Raw genomic sequence first — 24,093 nt, forward strand, 5'->3', positions numbered from 1 at the left:
TCAGAACTCGCCGTCCCCATCGCCGCGCCCCGCCTCATCGTCGTGCCCGCTGCGGTCGGAGTGGAAGGCAGCGGCCATCAGGCCCGCGGCCATGAGGATGGTCGCGACCACGCCCACGGTCAGCAGGATCAGGATGCGCGGGCGGAAGTCGAACCAGTCCTGATCGACGAAGACCGGGAAGAGCGCGACCATGCCGAGCAGGAGGATGGCGGTGATCGCCGCCATGCGCCAGGCGGCCTTGCGCGAACTGCGCCTGTGGGCATCCCGCTCGTCCATGATCTCGTCGTTCTCCGTCATGTCAGGCCTGATAGTCGCGCAGCATGGACCTGGCGATGATCATGCGCATGACCTCGTTGGCGCCTTCGAGGATCTGGTGCACCCGCACGTCGCGCAGCATCCGCTCCAGCGGATAGTCGGAGAGGTAGCCATAGCCGCCATGGGTCTGCAGCGCGTCGTCGATGACGCGCGTGCCGGTATCGGTGACGAAGCGCTTGGCCATGGCGCAGAGCGCGCCGGCATCGGGCTGTTTCGTGTCGAGCGCCCAGGCCGCGCGGTAGAGGAGGGCGCGGGCCGCTTCCTGCTCGGTGCGCATGTCGGCCAGCTTGAACTGGAGAGCCTGATTCTCGTTGAGGCGCTTGCCGAAGGCGGTGCGCTCATTCGTGTAGTCGAGCGCCTGGCGGATCGCCGCCTCCGCGGTGCCGAGAGAGCAGGCCGCAATATTGAGGCGGCCCCCATCGAGGCCCATCATCGCGAACTTGAACCCTTCGCCCTCTTCACCGAGCCGGTTCGACACCGGGATGCGGCAATCCTCGAAGGTGACGACGCGCGTCGGCTGGGCGTTCCAGCCCATCTTGCGCTCATTCGCCCCGAAGGAGAGGCCGGGCGTCCCGTCCTCGACGAGCACGGCGGAGATGCCGCGCGGCCCGTCCTCCCCGGTCCGGACCATGACGAGATAGAGATCGGTGTCGCCCGCCCCGGAAATGAAGGCCTTGGCGCCGTTGAGGACGTACTCGTCGCCCTCGCGCACCGCCTTGGTCTTGAGCGCTGCGGCATCCGAGCCCGATCCGGGCTCCGTCAGACAGTAGGAGCCGAGCATCTGCGCGGAGGTCAGCTTCTCGCCAAAGCGCGACTTGATGTCGTCCGAGCCGAAGGCGCCGACCATCCAGGTGACCATGTTGTGGATCGAGATATAGGCGGCGGTCGTCGTGTCGCCTGCGGACAGCGCCTCGAAGACCAGGACAGCGTCGAGGCGGGAAAGCCCCGAGCCGCCGATCTCCTCGGGGGCGTAGATGCCCGCGAGGCCCAGCTCGCCCGTCTTCTTGATGACATCGACGGGAAAATGCTTCTCCCGGTCCCATTCTTCGGCATGGGGGGCGAGTTCGTCGGCGGCGAAGCGCTGCGCCATGTCCTGGATCGCGAGCTGTTCGTCCGAAAGGGCAAAGTCCATGGGTCAGGTCCTCGCAAGGGAAGTGCTTTCCCGCGCGCCTATCACGCCCAATGCCTGCCCGAGAAGGCGTCCGCTCCGCACGCGCTTGCGGCAGGCTGCGACAGAATAGAGCATTGCTGCACTGCGGGAGGGGATTCTTCCAAGAGACGGCTTCTTTTCGGCGGCAAGTGACAAACCTTCGCGAACCTTCGCGTGTTCCCCCGCGTGACCCGCGACTGACCTTGCGGCATTGTGCGGGCGAGAATCTTTCGAGGCTGAGGACCCATTATGGACGGCCATCCGCGACCAGAGGCCATGCAGGACGGCGATTACGCGCCCCTGCGCCTGCACGTGCCCGAGCCCAAGGGGCGGCCGGGCGACGCGCCGGACTTCTCCCATATCGATTTCGGCGAGGCGGGCGCTGTCGGGCGCCCGGCGCTCGATGTCGACGCCAAGGGGACGGATTCTTATGCCGAGGCGCTGATCCGGGTCCTCGACGACGAGGGCCGGGCCCATGGCGAATGGGCCGATGCCGTCAGCGCGGAGGAGGCCAAGACGGCTCTTCGCGCCATGATCCGCACCCGCGCCTTCGATGCGCGGATGATGCGCGCCCAGCGCCAGGGCAAGACGAGCTTCTACATCCAGTGCCTCGGCGAAGAGGCGATCGCGGTCGGGCAGGCCATGGCGCTGCGCCAGGGCGACATGCATTTCCCGACCTATCGCCAGCAGGGCATCCTGTTCGTCAACGGCGTCGATCCCGAAGCGATGATGAACCAGATCTACTCGAACGAGAAAGATCCGCTTCAGGGCAAGCAGCTGCCGGTCCTCTACTCCTTCAAGGATGCGGGCTATTACACGATCTCTGGCAATCTCGGCACGCAATACCCCCAGGCCGTCGGCTGGGCCATGGCGTCGGCGATCAAGGGCGACACCAAGGTCGCCGCGGCCTGGATCGGCGACGGCGCGACGGCCGAGGGCGACTGGCACACGGGCATGGTCTTCGCCAGCGTCTACAAGCCGCCGGTGATCCTCAACGTCGTCAACAATCAGTGGGCAATCAGCTCCTTCCAGGGCATTGCCGGCGGCATGTCGGCGACCTTCGCCCGCCGCGCGCTCGGCTATGGCATCCCGGCCTTGCGGGTGGACGGCAACGACCTGCTGGCGGTGCTGGCCGTGTCGAAATTCGCCGCCGAGCGCACGCGGCGCGGGCTCGGCCCGCTCGCCATCGAGTTTTTGAGCTATAGAGGCGGGGCGCATTCGACCTCGGACGATCCGTCGAAATACCGGCCCGCGGATGAGGGCGAGAAATGGCCCCTCGGCGATCCCATCGCCCGCCTGCGCCAGCACCTGATCCTCGAAGGTTACCTCAGCGAAGAAGAGGCCGCCGAGATCGAGGAGGCCGCGACGACCGAGATGCGCGAGGCGGAGCTTCGCGCCGAGGAAAACGGCCTCGTCCATGACGGGCAGGGCGCGAGCGCCAAATACATGTTCGAGGGCGTTTACGAGACGCCGCCGGGCCGCCTGCGCGAGCAGCGCCAGGAGGCGGGGTACTGAGAATGTCGCAGACGAAATCCAATACCCGCGCCGCCAACATGATCGAGGCGATCCGCGACGGCCACGACGTCGCGATGGAGCGCGACGAAAACGTCGTCGTCTTCGGCGAAGACGTCGGCTATTTCGGCGGCGTCTTCCGCTGCACCCATGGCCTCCAGGAAAAATACGGGACCTCTCGCGTCTTCGATGCGCCGATCACCGAAAGCGGCATCGTCGGCGCGGCCATCGGCATGGCGGCCTACGGCCTCAAGCCCTGCGTCGAGATTCAGTTCGCGGACTATATCTTCCCCGCCTACGACCAGATCACGCAGGAAGCGGCGCGCATCCGCTATCGCTCGAACGGCGAATTCACCTGTCCCCTCGTGATCCGCACGCCCACGGGCGGCGGCATTTTCGGCGGGCAGACGCACAGCCAGTCGCCAGAAGCGATCTTCACGCACGTCTCGGGCCTCAAGACGGTCATTCCGTCCACGCCCTATGACGCGAAGGGCATGCTGATCGCGGCCATCGAAGACCCCGACCCCGTGATCTTCCTGGAGCCGAAACGGCTCTATAACGGCCCCTTCGACGGCCAGCACGACAAGCCGCTCGTCCCCTGGTCCAAGCATGAGGACGGCAAGATCCCGGAGGGGCACTACACCGTGCCGCTCGGCAAGGCCGAGACCCGCAGGGCGGGCTCCGAGGTGACGATCCTCGCCTACGGCACCATGGTCTATGTCGCGGAAACCGCGGCCGAGCAGGCGGGCGTCGATGCGGAAATCATCGATCTGCGCAGCCTCATTCCCCTCGACCTCGAAGCCATCGAGGAGAGCGTGAAGAAGACCGGCCGCTGCGTCGTCGTGCACGAAGCGACGCTCACGGGCGGCTTCGGCGGGGAACTCGCCGCGCTGATCCAGGAGCGTTGCTTCTATCATCTCGAAGCGCCGGTGAAGCGCGTCGCGGGCTGGGACACGCCCTATCCGCATGCGCAGGAATGGGCGTATTTGCCGGGGCCGGACCGGGTGGGCCGGGCGCTGAAAGAGGTGATGACGGGGTGAGAAAGGCCTGGTTAATTTTCGCGCCGTTCTGGGCGTTCGTACTCTGGAACCTCGTGTACGGAACGGTGTACCGTGTTCGTGCTCTCCACGCCGCCGAAATCGATCAGAACCTACACTTTACTTTTATATTTATAAACATCTTAAACTGGCTGATATTCGGCGTCATTCTTCTTGTGGTTCAATTTGTTTCGTTGTGGGTGGCCCAAAAGTTCGTGCGTATCATCAATTCGAGAAGGTCGTAGTTCATGGGCATTCACGTCATCAAGCTCCCCGATGTCGGCGAAGGCGTCGCGGAGGCCGAGTTCGTCGAGGTTCACGCCAAGGTTGGCGACGAGGTCGAGCCGGATCAGAACCTGGCCGACGTCATGACCGATAAGGCCACGGTGGAGATCCCGAGTCCGCGCAAGGGCAAGGTGGTCTGGATCGGGCCGGAGGTCGGCGAGACGGTCGCGGTCGGCTCGGAGATCATCAAGCTCGAAGTCGAGGGCAAGGGCAATCAGGCGGAGGTCGAGGCAGAGAAGGCCGAGACGAAGCCTGCCGAGCACAAGGCGCCGGAGCCCGAGGAGAAGCCGCAGGAGCGTGAGCCCGAGGCCGTCTCGACGCCGAAGCCTGAGAAAGACCGCTCCGTCGCGCAGGAAGCCGCCCGCGCTCAGCACACTTCCGTTCCCGCCGCCGACCGCCCCCGGGCCCGCGCGGAAGGCGAGAAGCCGCTGGCGAGCCCCGCCGTGCGCCGCCGGGCGATGGATCGCGGCGTGAAGCTCGAGCAGGTCATGGGCACGGGCCCCGCGGGCCGGATCACCCATGACGACCTCGACGCCTATATCGCGGGCGACGCGCCCGCCCGCACCGGCGGGGCCGGTGCGGGCTATGCCGCCGACACCTCCGTTCAGGAGGTCAAGGTCATCGGCCTTCGGCGCAAGATCGCCGAGAAGATGGCCGAGTCCAAGCGCCGCATCCCGCACATTACTTACGTCGAGGAAGTGGACGTCACCGCGCTCGAAGACCTCCGCGCGCATATGAATGCGGCGGGCAAGGCGGAAGGCAAACCGAAGCTCACCATCCTCCCCTTCCTGATGCGGGCTCTGGTCCTGGCGCTGAAACGCTATCCCCACATCAATGCGCGCTTCGACGACGATGCGGGCGTGGTCCAGCAATTCGGCGGCGTGCACTTGGGCATCGCGACGCAGACGGATAATGGCCTGATCGTGCCGGTCATCCGCCACGCCGAGGCGAACGACCTCTGGCGAAACGCCGAAGAGGTCCTGCGCCTGTCATCCGCTGCCCGGGAAGGCACGGCCAAGCGCGACGAGCTCTCCGGCTCGACCATCACCATCACCTCGCTCGGACCCTTGGGCGGCCTCGTGACGACGCCGGTCATCAACCACCCAGAGGTCGCCATTGTCGGGGTCAACAAGATCCAGACCCTGCCCCGCTATGACGCCGAAGGCCGCGTCGTGCCGCGCAAGCTGATGAACTTGTCCTCGGGCTTCGACCACAGGATCGTCGACGGCTGGGACGCCGCCGAATTCGTGCGGGCGATCAAGGGCTATCTGGAGCATCCTGCGACGATGTTCGTGTGAGTTAGCGCTCCAAAGGCGAGCCCCTTCTCCCCGAGCGGGAGAGAGGGCTCGCCAAGATGAATTCTCATCGCCTTTGAATTTTGCCGCTTCTCTGCGGCCGGTGAAGAGCCCATCTTCACTCGTCACCCAGAGGCGCACCATGCGATCCACACTCTTCGAAATCCTCTCCGCCACCGCCTTCGTCGCCGTCGAGGCCGCGATCGCCGCCGCGGCCACGAGCTGGCTGGCCCTGTCGCCATTCCTGACCTTCACCGGCCTCGAAATCGCTGCGGCGGTGATCGGCGGTCTCGCATTCCTGCTGACCGGCACCGTGTTCTTCCGCCATGCCCGGCGGGTGGCGGCGACGCAGGACTGAGGCGCTCGGCGGGAAGAGGGGCATCCAGCCTGCTCTGCATGGCGATCTGCCATCCACCCTAGATTGCGTTACTGGGGCTGCTACGCTCTTTCCCGAACGGAAGGAGGGCGTTCATGTTACGCATTTTTCTTGGCTTACTGGCGCTGGGGGCCCTCGGCGCCTGTGCGAGTTCGGAGACGAGGTCCGTCGAGCAGGTCCAGCTGGACGATGGCTGTTACCGCGTCGCCAAGACGGCGGATGTCTACAGGGTCTGTCCTGAACGGGTGCAGATCGGGCGCCGCACAGGCGTCCTGAGCAGTCCGGGCTATTGCAAGATCGGCATCAATATCCGCGAGGATGGCACCGTATCGCGGGTCCGGGTGAAGGCGGCGAAGCCGCGCCGGATGGAGCCCCTCTGCACGCGCGTCGCCTATGACTGGCGCCTCGCCGCCTATGCGGATGGCCAGCGCATGGCGGTGGACAATGTCGATGCCGCCGTCGTGATGGTCCGGCGGCGGGATTCGCCGCGAGACACGCCGGATCTCGACACCTATGGCGGCGAGATCCTGTTCGACACGGCGATGATCGAGCGTCTCTGATCGCATACCGGTGGAGGGGCGGCATCCACGCCAGACCGCTTCTCCGCCTTTCCGTTGCATGCCGGAGCGCCTACACCCGGCGGCATGACCGAAATCATCTCAACGAACACGCTCATCCTCGGCGGCGGGCCCGGCGGCTATGTCGCGGGCATCCGCGCGGGGCAGCTCGGCATCGATACCGTGCTGGTCGAAGCGGGGCCGCTCGGCGGCTGCTGCCTCAATGTCGGCTGCATCCCCTCCAAGGCCCTGATCCATGTTGCAGACGAGTTCCACAGGATCGGCGGAATGGCGGCCGCCAATGGCGAGCACAGCGTCGGCATCAAGGTCTCCGCGCCCAAGATCGAGCTGTCCAAGACCGTCGACTGGAAGGACGGCATCGTCCGCCGCCTGAATTCCGGCGTGGGCGGCCTCCTCAAGCGTTCCAAGGTCCGGGTGCTGAATGGCTGGGCCACTATGACCGACGGCAAGACGGCCGTGGTGAAGACCGAAGAGGGTGAGGTCACGGTCAAGGCGAAGACCGTGATCCTCGCTAACGGCTCGGTCTCGGCAGGGCTGCCGGGCCTGCCCTTCGGCGGGGACATCCTGTCTTCGACCGAAGCCCTGTCGCTGGACACGGTGCCGGAACGCATGGCCGTCGTCGGCGGGGGCTATATCGGGATGGAGCTCGGCATGGCCTTCGCCAAGCTCGGCGCCAAGGTGACGATCGTCGAGGCGACGGGCGCGGTGCTGCCCTCCTATGACAAGGACCTCGTCAAGCCGGTCCTCCAGCGGGCGAAATCGCTCGGCATCGACATCCGGCTGAACACGCTCGCAAAGGGCTTCGAGAAGGGGAAGCTTCGCGTCGAGACGGATGGGAAGGCGGAGACGGTCGAGGCGGAGAAGGTCCTCGTCACCGTCGGCCGCAAGCCGAACACGGAAGGGTGGGGGCTCGAAGAGCTCGGCCTCGACCGCGACGGGCCCTTCGTGAGAATCGACGCGCAGTGCCGCACCTCGATGACCGGCGTCTACGCCATCGGCGATTTGACCGGGAACCCGATGCTCGCGCACCGCGCCATGGCGCAGGGCGAGATGGTCGCCGAGATCATAGCCGGAGAGCGCCGCGAATGGGACAAGCGGGCCATCCCCGAGGTCTGCTTCACCGATCCGGAGGTCGTGCAGGTCGGCCTGTCCGAGGCCATGGCCAAGGAACAGGGCCATGAAGTCGTCACCGGCCTCTTCCCCTTCCAGGCCAATGGCCGCGCCATGACGATGGAGGACGAGTCAGGCTTCGTCCGCGCCATCGCGCGCAAGGACGATCATCTCATCCTGGGCCTTCAGGCAGTCGGCGCTGCCGTCTCCGAGCTGTCCGCGCAATTCGGCACGCTGATCGAAATGGGCGCCCGCCTCGAAGATCTCGCAGGCACGGTCCACGCCCATCCGACCAAGTCCGAAGGCGTGCAGGAAGCCGCGCTCAAGGCGCTCGGCCACGCGCTGCACGTCTAGCCGCGCAAGGCGGTCCCGTAAGAGCGGTTGGGGAAGGGATCCGTCCCCAGCCGCCGGACCAGCGCCATCGCCCCGTCATGATCCGGCGCTTCGATGCCGAGCGTCGCGGCGGGCAGGCTGCCCCCTTGCGTCATGGTGATCTCCGCCTCGCCCTCGTCGAAGGCATAGCGGCGGCGGTGCTTGCGCACCGCAACGATGCGCAAGCCCTCCAGCGTCGCGGCATAGGCGAGCAGCGCCTCCGGCGAGCGCAGGCTCTCGGACGGCACGCCGGGCAAGACGCGATAGACATTCGCGCCCGAGACGGGGAAGGGCAGCGAGGTCTCCGCCCGCCAGCGCTCGAGCCCATCCTTCGTCTCTAGCAGGCGCTTCACCTCGAAGCGGGCATTGTCCCGAAGCTTCGGCAGGAGCGCGGCGTCGGGCCCGAGGAGATACGTGTCGGTGCGGTACTCCGCCCCGACCTCCTCGCCCTCGCGCGCCAGCCGCTCCAGCGGCTCGGCCGGCCCGTCGAACCAGACGCGGTGTTCCCAGCGGGTGCTCTCCATCTCGCTACGTCGCCTCCGCGATGATCCGTCCGATCCTCTAAGTGTTTGCGCGAATGTGAAGTTATTCGATTACGCTTGTCGGTGCTGACCGCCACATTGATGCCGGACGGCGAGAGGGACATCATAGGGGAGGACCGAGGTCGGGGGTAGGCAAGTGAGGGCGGCGATTGCAGCCATAGTAGTCTTGGCCGGAGCATGGGCCGCGTTCATGCTGTTCGCTGGCGTGCCGACGGACAGCGTCGATGGGCCGCTGATCCGTATGTTCGGTCCAGGCCGAACGCCCGCGACCTGCGCAGCGCGCGCGGCCCGCTATATCCGCGACAACGAAGATACCCTCGACGAAATTGCCGAAGAGGTTATCGCAAGCGATGAGAAGGTCGCAGTGGCGAGTGATTTGCCGCCACGGCACCTGATCACAGAGGAAGCGGCCCACCTGCGCCAGCTTCATTCCGCCTTGCCCCAGAGCGTCTTCCGGCCTTGGATGATTGGGAATGATACGAAGAGAGAGTACGTCTTCGGCATGACGCAGGGGCTCTGTGGACACTCGCCCCTAGAATGGTTTCTCATCCGACTGGGTGCTGTAACGCCGCTCCGTCTGCCGATGCGAGATCAGCCTGCCACTGACATCTTCTATCGTTTTCGAGCGCCTGACCTGACGGAGGCGCGGCGGAATCATCAGGACTGCTCTGAGGACATGTTCGTCCGGTTGGCTGCCTATTGTGACGTTCCGGTTACGGAAGACTGGTCCGTCTCACTGGAATGGTGGGACGCGGACCGGCCAGAGGAGCTGGACGCCTTTCTCCGCAGCGGAGGCGATACGGAAAAAGGCGAACTCATCGAACAATATTCCGACTAGGACGTCAGCTTGAACAGCTCCCGCCCGATCAGCATGCGGCGCACCTCCGACGTGCCCGCGCCGATTTCGTAGAGCTTCGCGTCGCGCAGGAGGCGGCCGGTCGGGTATTCGTTGATATATCCGTTCCCGCCCAGAAGCTGGATCGCGTCGAGCGCCACCTGCGTCGCCTTCTCGGCCGCGTAGAGGATGCAGCCGGCGGCGTCCTGGCGGGTCGTCTCGCCCCGGTCGCAGGCCGCATTGACCGTGTACACATAGGCCTTGCAGGCATTCATCGTCGAATACATGTCGGCGATCTTGCCCTGGACGAGCTGGAACTCGCCGATGGGTTTTCCGAACTGCTCGCGCTCGTGGATATAAGGGTACACGACGTCCATGCAGGCCTGCATGATGCCCAGGGGACCGGCGGCGAGGACCGCGCGCTCGTAGTCGAGGCCGGACATCAGCACACGGACGCCTTGCCCCAGGCCGCCCATGACCTGTTCCTTGGGAACGCGGCAATCCTCGAAGACGAGCTCGCAGGTGTTCGAACCCCGCATGCCGAGCTTGTCGAGCTTCTGTGCAGTCGAAAATCCTTCGAAGCCCTTCTCGATGATGAAGGCGGTGATGCCGCGCGCGCCCGCCTCGGGGTCGGTCTTGGCATAGACGACCAGCGTGTCCGCATTGGGGCCGTTGGTGATCCACATCTTGTTGCCGTTGAGGAGGTAGTGGTCCCCCTTGTCCTCGGCGCGGAGCTTCATCGAGACGACGTCCGATCCCGCGCCCGGCTCGGACATGGCGAGCGCGCCGACATGCTCGCCTGAGATGAGCTTGGGCAGATATTTCGCCTTCTGCTCATCGGAGCCGTTGAGGCTGATCTGGTTCACGCAGAGATTGGAATGCGCGCCGTAGGACAGGCCGATCGAGGCCGAGCCGCGGCTGATCTCCTCCATGACGACCGCGTGGGCGAGATAGCCGAGCGCCGCGCCGCCATGCTCTTCGGGCGCGGTGATGCCGAGGAGGCCCATCTCGCCGAGCTCGCCCCAGAGATGGGCGGGGAACTCGTTCTCCTCGTCCACCTTGGCGGCGATCGGCGCGATCCGGTCGGCGACGAAGCGCTGCACGCTGTCGCGGATTTCCTCGACCTCGTCGGGAAGGCCGAATTTGAGGCCCTGGAAGCTGTTCTGCATCATGATGCGTCTCCTCGTCGGATTTTGCGCCCGGCTTAGGCCTCAAGCCGGGGCTGACGCAACGCGGTCTCCTGTACCGCCGCGACGGAACTGCCGCAGGCGCAGCCTTGTTACCGGGCGGACTCGGCGCCTCCTCAAATACTGGATTTCCCATGGCAAAAGACGACGACCTCAAGCTCGACGAGACGGGCTCCCCGCGCCAGACCGCGCAGGACGGCTACGAGACGATGACGACCCAGCAGGGCATTCCCGTCTCCGAGGACCAGAACCATCTCAAGGCCGGCTCGCCCGGGCCGATGCTGATGGACGACTTCCATTTCCGCGAGAAGATGTTTCATTTCGACCATGAGCGCATTCCCGAGCGCGTGGTCCATGCCCGCGGATACGGCGCACGCGGCGTGTTCGAGGCGACCGAGGACCTCTCCGAGTTCACGAGCGCCAGCGTCTTCGAGAAGGGCAAGAAGACGCCCGTCTTCACGCGCTTCTCGACCGTGGCGGGAAACAAGGGCTCGCCCGACGTGGCGCGGGACGTGCGCGGCTTCGCGGTCAAATTCTATACCGACGAAGGCAATTGGGACCTCGTCGGCAACAATATCCCGGTCTTCTTCATCCAGGACGCGGTCAAGTTCCCCGACCTCATCCACGCGGCCAAGCCCGCGCCCGACCGGGGCTTCCCCCAGGCGCAGACGGCGCATGACAATTTCTGGGACTTCATGTCCCTGTCACCCGAGACCATGCACATGGCGATGTGGATCATGTCCGACCGGACGATCCCGCGCTCCTTCCGCTTCATGGAAGGCTTCGGCGTCCACACCTTCCGGCTGATCAATGCGGAAGGCAAGAGCAGCTTCGTCAAGTTCCACTGGAAGCCCAAGCAAGGGATGCAATCGGTCGTCTGGAACGAGGCGCTCAAGCTGAACGGCGCGGACCCCGACTTCCACCGCCGCGATCTGTGGAGCGCGATCGACGCCGGCGATCATCCCGAATGGGAACTCGGCATGCAGATCTTCGATCAGGACTTCGCCGACAAGTTTCCCTTCGACGTGCTCGATGCGACCAAGATCATTCCCGAGGAGGACGTTCCCGTCCGCATCGTCGGCAGGATGACGCTGAACGAGAACGTCGACAATTTCTTCGCAGAGACCGAGCAGGTGGCCTTCTGCACGCAGAACGTCGTCCCGGGCATCGGCTTCACCGACGATCCGCTCCTTCAGGGGCGGAATTTCTCCTATCTCGACACGCAGCTCAAACGCCTTGGCAGCCCCAATTTTACGCGCATCCCGGTGAACCAGCCGCGCTGCCCCGTGCACACCTTCCAGCAGGACGGGCACATGGCGATGATGAACCCCAAGGGACGGGCCAATTACGAGCCCAATTCCTGGGGCACGGAAAAAGGCGGCCCGCGCGAGGATCACGAGCGGGGCTACAAGCACTACCCCGAGGAAGTTTCGGGGCCGAAAACCTTCCACCGCTCCGAGACCTTCGCCGACCATTATAGCCAGGCGCGCCAGTTCTATGTCAGCCAGTCCGCGCCCGAGCAGAAGCATATGGCCGACGCGCTGACCTTCGAGCTGTCCAAGGTCGAGCACGAGAAGATCCGCACTCGCATGGTCAGCCACCTCCGCAATATCGACGAGGATCTGGCGAAGACCGTCGCCAAGGGCCTGCGCCTCAACCTGCCCGACCCGGCGAAGCCCGCAAAGGCGCCGATCACCGACCTTCCGCCCTCCGATCCACTCAGCATCGTCAAGATGAACAAGGGCACGTTCAAGGGCCGCAAGCTCGGCATCTATGTCACCGACGGCGCCGATGCCGGGCTTCTCTCCGCGCTGAAAGACGCGGTGAAGGCCGAGGGCGGCATGGTGGAACTGGTCGCGCCCATGGTGGGCGGGGTGAAGCTGTCGGACGGCAAGACGATGGAGGCCGACCAGAAGATCGATGGCGGCCCCTCCGTCCTCTATGACGCGGTCGTGCTGCTCTTCTCCGAAGACGGCGCGGAGATGACCAAGAACGACGCACCGAGCCGCGACTTCGCCGCCGACGCCTTCGCCCATGCCAAGTTCCTGGGATACACCGAGGCGGCGATGCCGCTCCTGCAGAAGGCGGGTGTCGCCGAGGCGCTGGACGATGGCTGCGTCAGACTGGGCGGCGCCGATGACGCGAAGCGCTTTGTCGGCATGCTCGGAAAGCTGCGCCACTGGGGCCGGGAGCCCATGGTCGATCTGGACGGTTGAGCTAGGCGCGATTGCGGGGCATGCCCTTGTGCATGTCCCGCTCTTCTCCGAGCGGCCGAGAATGCCCTCGCGACAGAAGGGCGGGAAGGGGCGAAGCGCGTGCCGGTCATCCAGTCGAAACTCTCCACCACCTCCGAGGACTACAAGCGCCGCAAGGCGCAGATGGACGAGCTGGTCGCCGAGCTGCGCGCGCGCGCAGGGCAGGCGGCGCAAGGCGGCGGCCCGAAATATCAGGACCGGCACAAGGCCCGCGGCAAGCTCCTCCCGCGCGAGCGGATCGAGCGGCTGCTCGATCCCGGCTCGCCCTTTCTCGAAGTGGGCCAGCTCGCCGCCAACGGCATGTATGCGGGCGACATCCATGCGGCGGGCCTGATCGCGGGCATCGGCAAGGTCTCGGGCACCCATTGCATGATCGCCGCGAACGATCCGACGGTGAAGGGCGGCACCTATCACCCGATGACGGTGAAGAAGCATCTGCGCGCCCAGGCCATCGCGGCGGAGAACAACCTGCCCTGCCTCTATCTCGTGGAATCGGGCGGCGCCTTCCTGCCCATGCAGGCCGAGGTCTTCCCCGACGCCGACGATTTCGGCCGCATCTTCTACAATCAGGCGCGGATGTCGGCCGCGGGCATTCCGCAGATCTCGGTCGTCCACGGCTCCTGCACCGCCGGCGGGGCCTACGTTCCGGCCATGTCGGACGAGACGATCATCGTGAAGGAGCAGGGGACGATCTTCCTCGCAGGTCCTCCCCTAGTGAAGGCTGCGACGGGCGAGACCGTTTCGGCCGAGGACTTAGGCGGCGGCGACGTGCACACCCGCATCTCGGGCGTCTCCGACCATCTCGCCGAAGATGACGAGCACGCGCTCGCGCTCGCCCGCGATATCGTCTCGAACCTCAACCGGCGCGGCCATGGCGACCAGGTGAAGCGGGCAGAGCCCCGCGCGCCGCTCTACGATGCCGAAGAGTTGCGCGGCGTGCCGGCCCACGACCTCAAAAAGCCCTTCGAGATCCGTGAGATCATCGCGCGTATCGTGGACGGCTCGGAATTCTCCGAGTTTAAGGCCCGCTACGGCACCACGCTGGTCTGCGGCTTCGCCCATATCGACGGCAAGCCCGTGGGCATCCTCGGCAATAACGGCGTCCTCTTCTCCGAAAGCGCGATGAAGGGCGCCCATTTCATCGAGCTGTGCTGCCAGCGCGGCATCCCGCTTCTGTTCCTGCAGAACATCACGGGTTTCATGGTCGGGCAGGGGGCAGAGCATGGCGGCATCGCAAAGCATGGCGCAAAGCTCGTCACCGCCGTCTCCTGCGCCAGCGTGCCCAAGATCACGGTGATCGTCGGCGGCTCCTACGGCGCGGGCAATTACGGCATGTGCGGCCGGGCCTATTCGCCCCGCTTCTTGTTCATGTGGCCCAATGCCCGGATCTCGGTGATGGGCGGCGAGGCCGCGGCGAACGTTCTCGCCACGGTCAAGGAGATGGGCATGAAGGAGGGCGAGAGCTGGTCTGAGGAGGAGCGCACCGCCTTCAAGCGGCCGATCGAGGACAAATACGAGGAGGAGGGCTCGCCCTATTACTCGACCGCGCGCCTCTGGGATGACGGCATCATCGATCCGGCCGACACGCGAAAGGTCGTCAGCCTCGCGCTCGATGCCAGCCTCAACGCCAAGATCGAGGAGACGAAGTTCGGCGTCTTCCGCATGTAGCGGGCTCAATCGGCTCTCTGGCGGACCCCCCGGATCGATCGCGCCGCCGCCCGCGTGATGGCGGGGCCGTCGAGCGCCGTCAGCCGCTGGCCGCGCTTGACGATCCTGCCGTCCACCAGGACCAGGACGACGTTCTGCGGCTGGGCCGAATAGACGAGCAGGGCTGAGGGGTCTTCTTCGGGCGCGCCCATGTTCAGCGCATCGGGGTCGATCAGGATCAGGTCGGCCCGCTTGCCCGGCTCGACCGAACCGATCTCGTCGCCGAGCCCGACCGCTTCGGCGCCGCGGATCGTCGCGTGCTCCAGGATCCTGCGGGGCAGCACGCTCAACTCCTCCCCGCTCGCCCCCGCCTGCACGTTGTGCAGCATCTTCATGACGGCGAACATGTCCGGCGCGCCGCCGAGCGCGCCGTCGAGGCCGAGGCTGATCCGGGGCAGGGCAGGCGCGTATTGCGAGAAGAGGGTCAGGCCGAACCCGACCCTATGCTCCGTGATCGGTGTCAGGACGACGCTGGCGCCTCGCTCGCGCACCGCCCGCAGCTGCTCCGGCGCGGCACCCGTCGCATGGACGAGCAGCATGTCCTCGCCCAGCCAGCCCCGTTCGATCAGCGCCGCCATCTGGGCGGGACCGTTTTCGCCGCTGATATGGCTCGACAGCGGGAGCCCGAGGTCTCGAACGAAGGCCAGCTCGCGCGCGGCCCGCTCAAACGCGCTCTCGCTGCTGCCCGCAGGCGGCACGCGCCAGCCGAAGCCGAGGCCGAGCAGGCCGCCATTCGACCACTGGCCCCAGCTCTCATGCAGCATCGCGATGTGATCGAGCTCCAGAAACTCCCCCGAAGGCAGGTCGTCATGACCTGCATAGTAGAACCGGCTCCGAATCCCCGACGCCGCGAGCGCTTCGAGCGCCGCCTCCGCGCTCTCCCGGCTGCGGATATTGTCGCAATAGGCGAAGCTCGTCGTGATGCCGGCCTCTATCGCGCCCGCCGCGCCGAACAAGGTGCCCGCATACATGTCCTCGGGACGGTAGGCCGCGCCGAGCCGGGCGCTGAGCGGGAAATAGCGGGTGTCCTCCGATCTGCCGAACAGGCCGCGCATCTGCGAAAGCCACAGATGGTTATGCGTGCCGACGAAGCCGGGCATCAGGATCCTGCCGCTGCAATCCATGACCTCCGCGCCCTCTGCGGAGAGCCCGCGGTCCACCTCCGCGATCCGCTGCCCCCGGATCAGGACGTCCGTGCGGGGCCGGTCGCCGCCTGGAGCCATGGTGAGGACATGGGCGCCCTTGAGGAGGAGCGGGCGGGTGCCGTGGTCCTGCGCAAGGGTGAGGCTCCGTGCAGCGGGAAGCGTCGCCAGGCTGGCGGCTGCGAAGCGGCGGCGGGTGAGGGACGGGCGCATGCCACCCGAACACGCCGGAGCCCTCCTCGATCTCCCTGCGCGCTTCGCCGCCTTGCCGCGCCCCTCGCGGCGGGCCACAAGGCGAGCGATGATCCGTTCCGTCCTCGACACTCTCCGCCTGATCCGGGCCGCCGCCATTCTCGCGCGGCACGACGCGCTCGTGCCCGCCGAATTCGACGAGATGGTGCCGCCCGGCGTGCGCCTGTTCGGCCGCATCAGCCGCATCGGGGCCAAGGACCGGCATCTGCGCCCCGGCCAGCGGCTGGCGCGCGCGCTGGCGGGGCAGGGGCCCGCCTATATCAAGTTCGGCCAGCTGCTCGCCACCCGGCCCGATATCATCGGTTTCGAAATGGCCGAGGATCTGGGCGAGCTTCAGGATCGCCTGCCGCCCTTTCCGACGGATGTGGCGCGCGAGGAGGTCGAGCGGTCGCTGCGCCGCCCGGTGGATGAGCTGTTCACGAGCTTCTCGGACCCCGTCGCCGCCGCTTCGATCGCGCAGGTGCACAAGGCGGTCCTGCCCACCGGCGAGGCGGTGGCGGTCAAGGTGCTGCGCCCGGGCATCGAACAGAAGGCCCGGCGCGAATTCCGCGTCTTCCGCCTCGGCGCGAAGCTGGTCGAGCGCTTCGTGCCCGCCTCGCGCAGAATGCGGCCCGTGGCTTTCATCGACACTATCGCCCAATCGGCGGAGGTGGAGCTCGACCTCAGGATCGAAGCGGGCTCGGCCTCAGAACTCGCCGATAACCTCAAGGACACGCCCAAGATCCGCGTGCCCGAGATCTTCTGGCACCAATCCTCCCGCCGCGTCCTGACGACCGAATGGATCGACGGCACCCCGGTCTGGCAGACGGCCGTGCTGGACCGGCAGGGCGTGGACCGCACCGCCCTCGCAGTCCTGACCATGCGCAGCTTCCTGACCCAGGCGCTCGAGCACGGCTTCTTCCATGCCGACATGCATCAGGGAAACCTGTTCGTGGATGCCGAAGGGCGCCTCGTCCTCCTCGATTTCGGGATCATGGGGCGGCTCGACGAGGAGGCGCGGCGCGTCTTCGCCGAGATCATCTACGGCTTCATCCGGCGGGACTATCTCGCCGCCTCCCGCGCGCATTTCGACGCGGGCTACGTTCCGGCGCATCATTCGGTCGAAGCCTTCGCGACCGCCCTGCGCTCGGTCGGCGAGCCGATCTTCGGACGGTCCGCCGATGCGATGGACATGTCCAAGGTGCTCCAGCAGCTCTTCGACGTGACGGAAGTCTTCGAGATGCGCCTGCGCACCGAGCTGATCCTTCTTCAGCGGACAATGGTCGTGGTCGAGGGGGTGGCGCGGGTGCTCGACCCGCAGATCGACCTCTGGGGCACGGCCGAGCCGGTGGTCAGGTCCTATGTCACCCGCCGCGTCGGCCCCCGCGCCTTCCTCAAGGCGGCCGGCGTCAATGCCCGCGCCGCGCGCGAGCTTTTCGAGGCCTTTCCCGAATTCGCGCTTGCCGCCGAACGGGCCGCCGAGCAGCTCGCCAATGGCGGCCTCAAGCTGTCCGACGACACGGTCGACCGGTTGGCGGATGCGTTGCGCGGCAGGAAGCGCAAGCGCAAGGAGACGCCGCCGGAGACCCACCCATGAGCCGCTCGGTCCTACTCCTCATCGGCGGCGGCATCGCCGCCTACAAGTCGCTGCTTCTCGCTCGGGAGCTGAAGAAGCGGGGAGTCTCGGTCACCGGCGTCCTGACCAGAGGCGGGGCCGAGTTCATCACTCCGCTTTCGGTCGCGGGCCTCACCGGCAATCAGTGCTTCACCGATCTCTTCGACCTCAAGGACGAGGCGGAGATGGGGCACATCGAACTCAGCCGCGCCGCCGACCTCGTCGTCGCCGCGCCCGCGACCGCGAACCTTCTCGGCAAGGCGGCGAACGGGCTTGCGGACGATCTCGCTTCAACGGTGCTGATGGCGACGGATAAGCGCGTGCTCTTCGCGCCGGCCATGAATGTGCGGATGTGGGAACATCCGGCGACCCGGCGCAATGTGAGCCGGCTGCGCGAGGACGGCGCGCTCTTCGTGGGACCGGACGAAGGGGAAATGGCCTGCGGCGAGTACGGCCCGGGACGCATGGCCGAGCCCGAGGCCATCGCCGACGCGGTCGAGGACGCGCTGTCGGGCGATGGCGCGCTCAGCGGGCGGCACGTCCTCGTCACTGCCGGACCGACGCATGAACCGCTGGACCCGGTCCGCTATGTCGCCAATCGCAGCTCGGGCAAGCAGGGCTATGCCATCGCCCGCGCCTGCAGGGCGCTCGGCGCGCGGGTCACCCTCGTCTCCGGTCCCGTCTCGCTGCCCAGCCCCCGCGGAGTGGAGGTTGTCCGGGTCGAGACGGCGCGGGACATGCTGGCCGCCTGCGAGGCGGCGCTTCCGGCCGATGTCTTCGTCGCCTGCGCGGCCGTGGCCGACTATCGGCCCGCCGTCGAGACGACCCACAAGGTCAAGAAGGAGCGCGGCGGCCTGACCGCGATCGACCTGACCGAGAACCCGGACATCCTCGCCATCATCGCGCAGCACGAGACGCAGCGGCCCCAACTCGTCATCGGCTTCGCCGCCGAGACCGACGACGTGATCGGCCATGCCGAGGCGAAACGCGCCCGCAAGCAATGCGACTGGATCGTCGCCAATGACGTCTCTCCGGGCACCGGCATCATGGGCGGCGACCGCAATGCGGTGACGATCATCAACGGAAACGGCGAGGAGGCGTGGGAGGACATGCCCAAATCGGATGTCTCCAGCCGCCTCGCCCGCAAGATCGCCGAGGCGTTGCCGCCCCGGCCCTGATCGTCAGTAGCGTTCGGCGGAGTAGCCGCGCTCTTCGAGATAGTCCTGCACCGTATTGTCGTCGGCGAGGTGTCCCGCGCCGACCGCGACGAGATAGGTGCCTTCCTCGCCCTCGATCAGCGTTTCGAGCTGGTCGGCCCAGTTCTCGTTGCGCCGGTAGAGGATCAGGTCGGCGAATTCGGGGAAGGCCTCGAAGCTCTCGTTCAGGATCTCTCCGACCTGCTCGGGATCGCCGTCATACCAGGCGCCGATCAGCTCCGAGAAATAGCCTTCGATATTCTCGAATTCGTCGATGTCGGCGACGATGTAGTCGGCCTGCTTTTCGTCGTCCGCGCTGGCGAGCAAGCGGAGCTGTTCCTCGGCCGTCTCGAAGTAGCGCATCTCCTTGCCGGCCTCGGCCGCGTCGGCCGCGATGATCGTCTCGAGCCCGGCCTGCGGATTGCCGCCGGCCTTCATGATCCCGGCCACGCCGAGATTCACGCCCGCGAACCACGGGCGATAGGGGTCGAGCTGGGCGAGCTGGATGCCGAGCGGCGCGATGGCCTCGTTAATTTCGGCCTGCTCTTCCTCGGTGAAATAGGAAGAGAGCGTCGTGCCCTGCGGGTTCATCGCCAGCTCGGGAATGAGCTGCTGCATTTGCGCCTGCACTTCGGGCGAGAGGACGTCCGCTTCGAGATAGACCGCGTCGGCTTCCGCGAAGGCGGTCTCGAATTCGTCCGTCTTCCAGTCGACGCCGTCATTCAGGAGGTGGACGGTGCCGATGAGGTAGACCGTCGTGTCCTCGTCGCCGACGCGCCACATGGCGATATCGCTCTCGCCCTCCGTGGCCTCGGCCAGGGTCGAGGGAAGATCGGCTTCGTCCCCGGCAGGCTCGTCCATGACCGGCTCGGCGGGCGCGTCCGCCTGCTGCGTCTCGGTCATCGCCATTTCGGGCGTTTCGATCTCGGTTTCGGCTTCTGTCTCGCCCTCGGCGCAGGCCAGAAGCGCGAAGGCGCTTCCGCCGACGAGCAGCGTTCTCAGGATGCGGTTCCGCACATGTCTCTCCTCTCGCAGGACCGGGGGGAGGCTAGGCAGCGCCGGGAGTGCGGTAAAGCGTCCTGACCACAGGCCGCGGCTCACTCGGCCGCCTCGCGCGCCTCCGCATCTTCCCGTCCGAGGCGCAGGGGCTCCTTGAAGGTGAGGGTGCGGTAGGGGAAGGGAATCTCGATTCCCGCCTCGTCGAGCGACCGCTTGATGGCGGCCACGACCTGATCGCGGGTCCTGTGAAAGCCGACCGGCTCGGGATCGGCCCACCAGCGTATGGTGAAGTCGATCGAACTGGCGCCGAATTCTCGCGCGAAGACCTGCGGGTCCTTGCCCGACGGTCCGAGATCGAGCCCGTTCACCGCCGCCTGGATCACGCCGCGGGCCTGGTCGACATCCTCGTCATAGGCGACGCCGACGACGATCTCGTATCGGCGGAAGTCGGGATCGGTCCAGACCTTGACCGGGTTTTCGAAAAGGTGGTTGTTCGGCACGATGACCAGCTCGCCATCGGTCCGGCGCAGATAGGTGTCGCGCAGATTGATCTCCTCGATCCGTCCCTCGACGCCTTCGGCATCGATGTAGTCGCCGACCCGCATCGACTTGCGCAGCATGATCAGCACGCCCGCCATGAAGTTCTGGAAGGTGTCCTGAAAGGCGATGCCGATGATGACGCCGCCGATCCCGAGCCCCGAAAGGATCGCGGCCGGATTGAGCGAGGGAAAGACGATGGTGGCAGTCGTCAAAAGCCCGAGGATCCAGACGAAGACCTTGGTCAGCGTCGCGGCGAGCTCGCCGAGAGACCGCCGCGACCCGCTGCGCCGCACGGCTTTTCCGGCCAGCTTGGACAGCGCCTTGGCGAGAAGCCAGGTCAGGATGAGGACGACCAGCCCGACCGCCAGAAGCGGCAGGAGCTTCACGAAGCCCTCATACATGCTCCCCAGCCGCTCGATCAGGAGCGGCAGGAAGCCTTCGACTTCGAAATCCGGGTCGGCGGTCGCGCTGTTCTGCATCGTCCTCAGCTAGCTGCCGCTGCCGCGGCGACCAGTCAGTCCTGCCCGCGGCCGGTTTCGTCCTGCAGGGCGTCGATCCTCTTGGAGGCTTCCGCCTTGGTCAGGTTCGGATCGAATTCCTCGCCCGCCTCCTCGCACAGCGTCTTCAGATAGCTCGCCTGCGCGCCGGTCATCTCTTCTTCGCCCGTGGCCCAGTCCTCGGGGTCCTTGCGCGCATTGCCGGGCGCTTCGGTCTTGGGATGCTCGCTCGTGGTCATCATGTTCTCCGTCAACAATGTTCCGGTAACGTTCCGTGCCGCGCCTCGGTTCCGCCGCTCGGGAAAAACTTGTCTCCCGGTTCTCTCCTGCCTTAGGGGCGAAGCCCCTTCCGCCAGTCCGGACAGATCTTCGACCTCATGGACCGCTTCGATGTCATCATCGCCGGCGCCGGCGCAGCCGGCATGTTCTGCGCCTGGGAAGCGGCGAAGCGGGGGCGGCGCGTGCTCGTCCTCGAAGGCGGCAGGGCGCCGGGAGAGAAGATCCGGATCTCGGGCGGCGGGCGCTGCAACTTCACCAATCTACACGCGGCGCCCGAATGCTATCTTTCGCAGAACCCGCATTTCTGCCGCTCGGCCCTGGCGCGCTATACCCAATGGGACTTTCTCGGCCTGATCGGCGAGGCCGGGATCGCCTGGCACGAGAAGACGCTCGGCCAGCTCTTCTGCGACGGCTCTTCCATGCAGATCGTCGACCTCCTGGCGAACGGCATGCGGGGAGCCGGCGCCGCGCTGCGCCTGAATGCGAAGGTCGAGGGCGTGGCCGCCGCCGCGGGCGGCGGCTTCACCGTCTCGGCGGGCGGGGAGAGCCTTTCCTGCCAAAGCCTCGTTCTGGCGACCGGCGGCAAGTCGATCCCCAAGCTCGGCGCGACCGGCCTCGGCTACAAGGTGGCGCGGCAATTCGGACTGCCGGTCGAAGAGACCCGCCCTGCCCTCGTGCCGCTGACCGTGGACGAGGAGACGAAGGCGAGCCTGCGCAGCCTGGTGGGCGTGGCGGCACCGGTCGCCGCCTCCTGCGGCGAGGCGCGTTTCGACGAGGCGGCGCTCTTCACCCATCGTGGGATTTCGGGGCCGGCCATCCTCCAGCTCTCCTCCTATTGGCGGGAGGGGCAGGCCGTCAGCCTCGACCTCAGCCCGGACGCCCCCGTCTACGAGGCTCTCAAGGCGGCCAAGGCGGAAAGCGGGCGCAGAGCGCCGCGCAGCGTGCTGGCGGCGCTCCTGCCCAAGAGCCTGGCCGCGGTCCTGACCGCCGACATGGAGGCGCCTCTCGCCGAGACGCCGGACAACGCGCTTCAGGCGCTGGCCGAGCGGGTGCATGCCTTCACTCTCACCCCGGCCGGCTCCGAAGGGTACAGGACCGCCGAGGTCACGCTCGGCGGCGTCTCGACCGACATGCTCGACCAGAAGACAATGCAGGCGCGCGCCGTGCCGGGCCTCTATTTCGTGGGCGAGGTCGTGGATGTGACCGGCTGGCTCGGCGGGTACAACTTCCAGTGGGCCTGGTCCTCGGGCTGGGCCGCGGGGCAGGCCGTCTGACGACGCTTCGGGCGCTGTGGTAAACCAATCATCAAGGAAAAGTCACAAAAGTCGCAAGGGAGAGAGACGCAATCTTGAGCCCTGAGGCCCAATTGGGGCGGAAAGGGACCTGGAGCTGGGGATGATGAGAAGCGGACGATGGGCTGCGGCCGCGATGCTGGCGGTCCTGAGCCTCTCAGGCTGCGGCCAGGGCGGCGGGGACGGCCCGGTGGTGCTGCATCGCGGCAATGGCGCCCCCCCGGACACGCTCGACCCGCAGCTCGCCGACAGCGCCTGGGAAAGCAATATCATCGGCGACATGCTGACCGGCCTCTACGCGCACGGGCCGAGAGGAGAAGTCGTCGCCGGCGTGGTGACCGATCATGCGATCTCGGATGACGGGCTGACCCACAGCTTCGCCCTGAGCGAGGATGCGGTCTGGTCGGACGGCACGCCGGTCACCGCGGATGACTTCGTCTATGCCTGGCGCAGGGCGCTCGATCCGGCCACGGCTTCGCCCTATGCCAGCATGCTCTACCCCTTCGAGAATGCCCGGCAGATCAATGAGGGGGCGATGCCGCCCGAGGCCTTGGGGGCTCGGGCGATCGACGAGCGGACACTGGAACTGCGCACCAGCAGCTACGTGCCCTATCTCGCCACCCTCCTGACGCATCCCGTCACCTATCCGGTGCCCCGCCATCAGGTCGAGGCGCTGGGCGAGGAGTGGACGCAACCGGGCGCTTATCTTTCGAACGGGCCTTACGCGCTGGCCGAATGGACGGCCGACGACCAGCTTCGCCTCGTCAAGAACCCGCTCTATCCGGAGGCCTCCGATGTCGCGATCGACGAGGTCGTCTACTATCCCTATGGCGATGTCTCCGAGGGCTTCCGCCGCTTCCGGGGCGGCGACCTCGACGTGAACGCCTGCTCGCAATGCTATCCGATCCAGCAGGTCGATTTCATCGAGGACCGGATGCCGGGCACGATGCGCAACGAAACCATTCTCGCGACGACCTATCTCGCCTTCAACATGGAGGTCGCGCCCTTCGACGACCTGCGGGTGCGCCGCGCCGTCAGCCTCGCGGTCGACCGCGAAGGGCTGGCCGAAGAGATCCTGCCCTCGGGCGAAGTCGCCGCCTATGCGCTCATCCCGCCCGGCATCGATGGCTATGTCGACCAGCCCCCGGTCATGGCCGAGGCGAAATGGCCGCAGGACCGGCGCCTGGCCGAGGCGAAGCGCCTTCTGGCCGAGGCGGGCTTCGATGCGGAGAACCCCCTCGCCTTCACCCTGACCTATCGCCTGAGCGGCGACCGCAAGCAGATCAGCGTCGCCCTCGCACGGATGTGGGAGAGGGCGGGCATGCGGGTCGAACTCGAAGGGTTGGCGCCGCGCGAGGCGTATAGCCGCTACAATAGCGGCGAATACCAGGTCGGCGATGCCGGCTGGATCGCCGACTACAATGACCCGCAGAACTATCTCTATCTGCTGCGCTCGGATACCGGGCGCTTCAATCAGGGCGCATACCGGAACGAAGACTACGACAAGCTCCTCCAGGCGGCGGCGGACGAGCGCGATCCTGAGGCGCGGGCGACGCTGCTCGCCCGGGCCGAAGCGATCATCCTTCACGATCTGCCCTTCGCGCCCGTCTATTATTCGGTGAACCGGAACCTCGTCGGACCGCATGTGAAGGGGTGGGAGGACAATGTCCTCGGCGTTCATCGCACGCGCTGGCTCGACATCTCGGAGAGGATGCGCCCCGAATATTAGGGCAGATGCTCCGGCCC

Annotated in this window: 21 protein-coding genes; 13 read left to right on the forward strand and 8 right to left on the reverse strand. The window is 66.5% G+C overall.

Annotation, left to right across the window (positions count from 1 at the left end; translation table 11 throughout):
* Together IE88_RS0112090 and IE88_RS0112095 are read right to left on the reverse strand one after the other, a co-directional pair.
* Positions 1 to 297: a hypothetical protein gene (locus IE88_RS0112090; protein WP_031554816.1), complete on the reverse strand. Its 297-nt coding sequence runs from the start codon at positions 295 to 297 to the stop codon at positions 1 to 3.
* A gap of 1 nt (position 298) precedes the next feature.
* Positions 299 to 1,447 carry an acyl-CoA dehydrogenase family protein gene (locus IE88_RS0112095; protein WP_031554818.1) on the reverse strand — a complete coding sequence of 383 codons (1,149 nt, stop codon included), beginning with the start codon at positions 1,445 to 1,447 and terminating at the stop codon, positions 299 to 301.
* Between the two features lie 267 nt (positions 1,448 to 1,714).
* Between IE88_RS0112095 and IE88_RS0112100 the strand changes: the two genes are divergently transcribed.
* The 6 genes from IE88_RS0112100 to lpdA all read left to right on the forward strand — a co-directional run bounded on the left by IE88_RS0112100 (position 1,715) and on the right by lpdA (position 8,012).
* Positions 1,715 to 2,980: a 3-methyl-2-oxobutanoate dehydrogenase (2-methylpropanoyl-transferring) subunit alpha gene (locus IE88_RS0112100; protein ID WP_238319307.1), complete on the forward strand. Its 1,266-nt coding sequence runs from the start codon at positions 1,715 to 1,717 to the stop codon at positions 2,978 to 2,980.
* A gap of 38 nt (positions 2,981 to 3,018) precedes the next feature.
* Positions 3,019 to 4,017, forward strand: coding sequence for an alpha-ketoacid dehydrogenase subunit beta (locus tag IE88_RS0112105; RefSeq protein ID WP_031554822.1), 999 nt, complete (start codon positions 3,019 to 3,021; stop codon positions 4,015 to 4,017).
* Between the two features lie 245 nt (positions 4,018 to 4,262).
* Positions 4,263 to 5,597: a dihydrolipoamide acetyltransferase family protein gene (locus IE88_RS0112115; protein ID WP_031554826.1), complete on the forward strand. Its 1,335-nt coding sequence runs from the start codon at positions 4,263 to 4,265 to the stop codon at positions 5,595 to 5,597.
* Between the two features lie 139 nt (positions 5,598 to 5,736).
* Positions 5,737 to 5,952 carry a hypothetical protein gene (locus tag IE88_RS0112120; RefSeq protein WP_031554828.1) on the forward strand — a complete coding sequence of 72 codons (216 nt, stop codon included), beginning with the start codon at positions 5,737 to 5,739 and terminating at the stop codon, positions 5,950 to 5,952.
* 113 nt (positions 5,953 to 6,065) lie between these two features.
* A complete protein-coding gene (locus IE88_RS0112125; RefSeq protein ID WP_031554830.1) occupies positions 6,066 to 6,530 on the forward strand; it encodes a hypothetical protein in 465 nt (154 codons plus the stop codon).
* 84 nt (positions 6,531 to 6,614) lie between these two features.
* On the forward strand, positions 6,615 to 8,012 hold the full coding sequence (gene lpdA / locus IE88_RS0112130; RefSeq protein WP_031554832.1) for a dihydrolipoyl dehydrogenase: 1,398 nt from the start codon (positions 6,615 to 6,617) through the stop codon (positions 8,010 to 8,012).
* On the opposite strand, the gene IE88_RS0112135 is transcribed toward lpdA, so the two are convergent.
* Positions 8,009 to 8,554: a hypothetical protein gene (locus IE88_RS0112135; RefSeq protein WP_031554834.1), complete on the reverse strand. Its 546-nt coding sequence runs from the start codon at positions 8,552 to 8,554 to the stop codon at positions 8,009 to 8,011. The two genes, lpdA and IE88_RS0112135, sit on opposite strands and share 4 nt — an antisense overlap.
* Positions 8,555 to 8,762: 208 nt before the next feature.
* On the opposite strand from IE88_RS0112135, the gene IE88_RS0112140 reads away from it, so the two are divergent.
* Entirely contained in the window at positions 8,763 to 9,410 is a 648-nt protein-coding gene (locus IE88_RS0112140; protein ID WP_156032585.1) for a hypothetical protein, read from the forward strand.
* On the opposite strand, the gene IE88_RS0112145 is transcribed toward IE88_RS0112140, so the two are convergent.
* Positions 9,407 to 10,576 carry an isovaleryl-CoA dehydrogenase gene (locus IE88_RS0112145; RefSeq protein ID WP_031554838.1) on the reverse strand — a complete coding sequence of 390 codons (1,170 nt, stop codon included), beginning with the start codon at positions 10,574 to 10,576 and terminating at the stop codon, positions 9,407 to 9,409. The genes IE88_RS0112140 and IE88_RS0112145 overlap by 4 nt on opposite strands.
* A gap of 152 nt (positions 10,577 to 10,728) precedes the next feature.
* Here IE88_RS0112145 and IE88_RS0112150 point away from each other — a divergent pair, with 152 nt between their 5' ends.
* Together IE88_RS0112150 and IE88_RS0112155 are read left to right on the forward strand one after the other, a co-directional pair.
* On the forward strand, positions 10,729 to 12,810 hold the full coding sequence (locus IE88_RS0112150; protein WP_031554840.1) for a catalase: 2,082 nt from the start codon (positions 10,729 to 10,731) through the stop codon (positions 12,808 to 12,810).
* Positions 12,811 to 12,909: 99 nt separating this feature from the next.
* Positions 12,910 to 14,517: a carboxyl transferase domain-containing protein gene (locus IE88_RS0112155; RefSeq protein WP_031554842.1), complete on the forward strand. Its 1,608-nt coding sequence runs from the start codon at positions 12,910 to 12,912 to the stop codon at positions 14,515 to 14,517.
* 5 nt (positions 14,518 to 14,522) lie between these two features.
* Here IE88_RS0112155 and IE88_RS0112160 read toward each other — a convergent pair whose 3' ends face one another.
* The gene (locus IE88_RS0112160) at positions 14,523 to 15,911 is read right to left on the reverse strand and encodes an amidohydrolase family protein (RefSeq protein WP_051882080.1); all 1,389 of its coding nucleotides are present in this window, start codon (positions 15,909 to 15,911) and stop codon (positions 14,523 to 14,525) included.
* Between the two features lie 88 nt (positions 15,912 to 15,999).
* Between IE88_RS0112160 and ubiB the strand changes: the two genes are divergently transcribed.
* The gene (gene ubiB / locus IE88_RS0112165) at positions 16,000 to 17,526 is read left to right on the forward strand and encodes a 2-polyprenylphenol 6-hydroxylase (protein ID WP_036767177.1); all 1,527 of its coding nucleotides are present in this window, start codon (positions 16,000 to 16,002) and stop codon (positions 17,524 to 17,526) included.
* Complete coding sequence (gene coaBC, locus IE88_RS0112170; protein WP_031554849.1) at positions 17,523 to 18,722, forward strand: bifunctional phosphopantothenoylcysteine decarboxylase/phosphopantothenate--cysteine ligase CoaBC; 1,200 nt, start codon at positions 17,523 to 17,525, stop codon at positions 18,720 to 18,722. Before ubiB ends, coaBC begins: the two co-directional genes overlap by 4 nt.
* 3 nt (positions 18,723 to 18,725) lie before the next feature.
* Here coaBC and IE88_RS0112175 read toward each other — a convergent pair whose 3' ends face one another.
* The 3 genes from IE88_RS0112175 to IE88_RS0112185 form a co-directional block, all read right to left on the reverse strand.
* On the reverse strand, positions 18,726 to 19,757 hold the full coding sequence (locus tag IE88_RS0112175; RefSeq protein ID WP_051882083.1) for a TraB/GumN family protein: 1,032 nt from the start codon (positions 19,755 to 19,757) through the stop codon (positions 18,726 to 18,728).
* A gap of 80 nt (positions 19,758 to 19,837) precedes the next feature.
* Positions 19,838 to 20,758 carry a mechanosensitive ion channel family protein gene (locus IE88_RS0112180; RefSeq protein ID WP_051882085.1) on the reverse strand — a complete coding sequence of 307 codons (921 nt, stop codon included), beginning with the start codon at positions 20,756 to 20,758 and terminating at the stop codon, positions 19,838 to 19,840.
* A 35-nt stretch (positions 20,759 to 20,793) separates the two neighbouring features.
* Positions 20,794 to 21,015: a DUF3072 domain-containing protein gene (locus IE88_RS0112185; protein WP_031554855.1), complete on the reverse strand. Its 222-nt coding sequence runs from the start codon at positions 21,013 to 21,015 to the stop codon at positions 20,794 to 20,796.
* Between the two features lie 138 nt (positions 21,016 to 21,153).
* Here IE88_RS0112185 and IE88_RS0112190 point away from each other — a divergent pair, with 138 nt between their 5' ends.
* Together IE88_RS0112190 and IE88_RS0112195 are read left to right on the forward strand one after the other, a co-directional pair.
* The gene (locus IE88_RS0112190; protein WP_031554856.1) at positions 21,154 to 22,329 is read left to right on the forward strand and encodes a BaiN/RdsA family NAD(P)/FAD-dependent oxidoreductase; all 1,176 of its coding nucleotides are present in this window, start codon (positions 21,154 to 21,156) and stop codon (positions 22,327 to 22,329) included.
* Between the two features lie 121 nt (positions 22,330 to 22,450).
* Positions 22,451 to 24,076: a peptide ABC transporter substrate-binding protein gene (locus IE88_RS0112195; RefSeq protein WP_036767178.1), complete on the forward strand. Its 1,626-nt coding sequence runs from the start codon at positions 22,451 to 22,453 to the stop codon at positions 24,074 to 24,076.
* The last annotated feature ends 17 nt before the right edge of the window (positions 24,077 to 24,093 follow it).

The organism is Parvularcula oceani, assembly GCF_000733125.1.
GTDB classification, from domain to species: domain Bacteria; phylum Pseudomonadota; class Alphaproteobacteria; order Caulobacterales; family Parvularculaceae; genus Parvularcula; species Parvularcula oceani.

Coding starts and splice junctions, on each gene's coding strand:
- IE88_RS0112120 (WP_031554828.1), top strand. CDS start 5,737: ATGCGATCCACACTCTTCGAAATCCTCTCCGCCACCGCCTTCGTCGCC.
- IE88_RS0112135 (WP_031554834.1), bottom strand. CDS start 8,554: ATGGAGAGCACCCGCTGGGAACACCGCGTCTGGTTCGACGGGCCGGCC.
- IE88_RS0112090 (WP_031554816.1), bottom strand. CDS start 297: ATGACGGAGAACGACGAGATCATGGACGAGCGGGATGCCCACAGGCGC.
- IE88_RS0112160 (WP_051882080.1), bottom strand. CDS start 15,911: ATGCGCCCGTCCCTCACCCGCCGCCGCTTCGCAGCCGCCAGCCTGGCG.
- IE88_RS0112095 (WP_031554818.1), bottom strand. CDS start 1,447: ATGGACTTTGCCCTTTCGGACGAACAGCTCGCGATCCAGGACATGGCG.
- IE88_RS0112140 (WP_156032585.1), top strand. CDS start 8,763: ATGCTGTTCGCTGGCGTGCCGACGGACAGCGTCGATGGGCCGCTGATC.
- IE88_RS0112115 (WP_031554826.1), top strand. CDS start 4,263: ATGGGCATTCACGTCATCAAGCTCCCCGATGTCGGCGAAGGCGTCGCG.
- IE88_RS0112125 (WP_031554830.1), top strand. CDS start 6,066: ATGTTACGCATTTTTCTTGGCTTACTGGCGCTGGGGGCCCTCGGCGCC.
- lpdA (WP_031554832.1), top strand. CDS start 6,615: ATGACCGAAATCATCTCAACGAACACGCTCATCCTCGGCGGCGGGCCC.
- IE88_RS0112105 (WP_031554822.1), top strand. CDS start 3,019: ATGATCGAGGCGATCCGCGACGGCCACGACGTCGCGATGGAGCGCGAC.
- IE88_RS0112190 (WP_031554856.1), top strand. CDS start 21,154: ATGGACCGCTTCGATGTCATCATCGCCGGCGCCGGCGCAGCCGGCATG.
- IE88_RS0112185 (WP_031554855.1), bottom strand. CDS start 21,015: ATGACCACGAGCGAGCATCCCAAGACCGAAGCGCCCGGCAATGCGCGC.
- IE88_RS0112150 (WP_031554840.1), top strand. CDS start 10,729: ATGGCAAAAGACGACGACCTCAAGCTCGACGAGACGGGCTCCCCGCGC.
- coaBC (WP_031554849.1), top strand. CDS start 17,523: ATGAGCCGCTCGGTCCTACTCCTCATCGGCGGCGGCATCGCCGCCTAC.
- IE88_RS0112195 (WP_036767178.1), top strand. CDS start 22,451: ATGATGAGAAGCGGACGATGGGCTGCGGCCGCGATGCTGGCGGTCCTG.
- IE88_RS0112180 (WP_051882085.1), bottom strand. CDS start 20,758: ATGCAGAACAGCGCGACCGCCGACCCGGATTTCGAAGTCGAAGGCTTC.
- IE88_RS0112100 (WP_238319307.1), top strand. CDS start 1,715: ATGGACGGCCATCCGCGACCAGAGGCCATGCAGGACGGCGATTACGCG.
- ubiB (WP_036767177.1), top strand. CDS start 16,000: ATGATCCGTTCCGTCCTCGACACTCTCCGCCTGATCCGGGCCGCCGCC.
- IE88_RS0112145 (WP_031554838.1), bottom strand. CDS start 10,576: ATGCAGAACAGCTTCCAGGGCCTCAAATTCGGCCTTCCCGACGAGGTC.